Source organism: Arenibacter catalasegens (assembly GCF_002909235.1).
Taxonomy (GTDB): domain Bacteria; phylum Bacteroidota; class Bacteroidia; order Flavobacteriales; family Flavobacteriaceae; genus Arenibacter; species Arenibacter catalasegens.
On sequence record NZ_PHQQ01000066.1, the window covers coordinates 1 to 2,547 of the forward strand.

Here is a 2,547-nt window from a genome sequence, read left to right on the forward strand (position 1 = left end):
AGCTGGAACCGGTTGAAGAGTTTCTCCTGATAATACTTTTTTCCCTGCATAACTAAAGTTACGATCCATCCGCCGATCCACAATGATCATGACCGACTTTTTTGCTAACTTGTGCAACAGGCACACCGTGTATAATTCATTGCTAGTACTCGCCTACTTACGAAAATCCTCGCGGATTTTCTATTCGGTTTGTATTTACTAAATTAGTTGTTGAAACACGCAACGAAATCATACACAAACACGTTGTGATTAATACAGATAAACTATATACCAACCTTTTAATCTTGTTTTTCGAAATAAGGATGAACTCCCTTTAAATCAATGTACTCTTTTATCTTATCCGTTTCACTCAAAGGAATATAGTCTACAATATTACTTTCGTATATATGTTTCCAAATTGAATGATTTTTTTGAGCTAAACTCTTTTTTGGTTCATTACCAACTAAGAAATAATGCCCCCCTCCTTTTTCGTAATCAACTGCCTTTGTAAACGAAATATATTTAGTTAAATCTCTTTCAAGGTCAACATATCTTTTAGAAAAATCTATTGTTTGACCTGCTACAATTTGTCCATTCTCTCCAATAAAATTAACATTTACAGGAGATATTAACTCTTTAAAGTCGCTAGGGTTGACATCAACATCTAAATTAACTTTAGACTTTATTTTCGAATATAATTTTGTCCTAACAATTTTTACTATATCCTCCTTAGGTTTCTTTGTTATAATTTCTTCGTCATTATTAAAAATATAGCTTTCGTATAATTTTAAAAATGTTGAATCATCAAAATTTATGTCTATTCCTCTAGGCTCTGAAAACTTTACAATATTATTAGAATATCTATGGAGATAGCTAAAATATTTTTCATTAATCCAATCGTTATTAGTGTCTTTTTTAAGATTTAACAAATCGTTATTATCAAACCCAATATTCAAATCGTTATTTAAATTTTTAAAATAGGACTTTAAAAAACTATAATTTTGAGTTGGAATTAGTTGCTTAACTATTCCTAATTTGGTGTCTGAAATCTTAAATTTAACATCTTCTCCATTAGCCATAATTATCCCTATACTAATCTTCTCTTTAAGACTTGCATTAAGGGTTAAGTACATTATGCTAAAAAAAGTTTTCATTACTTGATATTTTCTTGAATTAAAGTTCTAAAGTTAATTACACAACTATTAAGCCATTCTGCAGTAAACAAATTTTCTCTTAATTGTTTCTCTAAAGAAGCGCTGTCTACTCCCCATTCTATTGGGATTAACGAAATAATATCAGATATATTATCTTCACACGCTTTAGTACAAATGTAGAACTTCTTCACCAAGTTATCAACAACTTTAACAAGATTACGTCCTCTACTGAATAATATGTTAGCTAATTCGGTATTAATCAATGATTCAAAATCATTAATCTGATATACACCTCGATGTAATGCATTTGTATTAAAAATGGCGTCGTGGTCAAATACAGTAAAACATATTTCATTTTGAACTGTAAAATCAATTAATAAATTACTGTTATTATGATTTCTATCTTCATTTGAAAGCCAAATATCAAAAAAAGCAATCATTAAAAAATCTTCTTTATTTACAATTCTTCTTCGAAAGCTTGAATCTCTAAAAGAAGCCAAAACAGTATCATTAATCTCTTGACTTGATTGAATATATTTAGAGCCAAAACAAGGTTTATTAAAATTACCTCCTTGAACATTTTGCGGAATATGTTCCCTCTTAACATTAATCAAAGAAATTTCGGGCGTATTTAAATCCCAAATTGTCGCGAAACTAGAACCTAATATTTCATTTATTAATTTAGATGCATCTCTACTATGTTTACAAATCCAATATTGTAAATCATCACAAGTAACCAACATTGGGTTTCCAGCTGTTGGATAAACTTTATCTGGTTTATGAATTGTATTTAACAGTTGAAGCATTAACTAAATCTAAAAGTATATTCCAAATATATTACAATAGGCATAAAGAATAGCTAAACTTTAAATAAAGTACTAACCACAACAAAACCTATAAACAATACGGGCTTTGGGCTTAAACGAAAGGTTTGCGTATTTTTATAATGTCGCGAAATCTTTGGGATTTCGCTTTGGACAAAAAAAAAGAAAAAACAAAACCAAAAGATTTCGCTTTGTGAGTGGCGGAAAACAAACGTTAGTTTGCTCCCGTACTGTTCATAGCTAAAACGTTGTGCTTCATTAGGTACGTTAAAGGGACATCCTTTACAAAGTTATAGATACATCGATTACACTTTTTTACATTTACAAAGTTAAAGGCACATGGTTTACACTTTTGACATCCCGAAATAAAAATTAGTCATGGAGGTGAATTTAGCGTATTATCGAAAAAAGGGATCAATCCCAAAAGTTGTGTGCGAATTGAAATAGGAGTCCGATCTTTGCAAAAAAACGATCGGCATTGGAATTATCTTTGGACCTATTAAAGCTTATACTACCAGAACTATTAATAACGCACTTCGACCTGGCCTCCCATAAAACGGAAGATGGAACGCTCCATCTATATTTTGAAG

Annotated in this window: 2 protein-coding genes; both read right to left on the reverse strand. The window is 30.3% G+C overall.

Features of this window, described 5'->3' with window-relative positions:
• Positions 1 to 278: 278 nt before the first annotated feature.
• Positions 279 to 1,133, reverse strand: a complete 855-nt coding sequence (locus CWD90_RS22810) for a hypothetical protein (protein ID WP_103478357.1) — start codon at positions 1,131 to 1,133, stop codon at positions 279 to 281.
• Positions 1,133 to 1,939, reverse strand: coding sequence for a HipA family kinase (locus CWD90_RS22815; protein WP_103478358.1), 807 nt, complete (start codon positions 1,937 to 1,939; stop codon positions 1,133 to 1,135). Before CWD90_RS22815 ends, CWD90_RS22810 begins: the two co-directional genes overlap by 1 nt.
• Positions 1,940 to 2,547: the final 608 nt, after the last annotated feature.

What these genes read in the sequence shown, in the direction of transcription:
- CWD90_RS22810 (WP_103478357.1), bottom strand. Translation starts at nt 1,133, where the DNA reads ATGAAAACTTTTTTTAGCATAATGTACTTAACCCTTAATGCAAGTCTT.
- CWD90_RS22815 (WP_103478358.1), bottom strand. Translation starts at nt 1,939, where the DNA reads ATGCTTCAACTGTTAAATACAATTCATAAACCAGATAAAGTTTATCCA.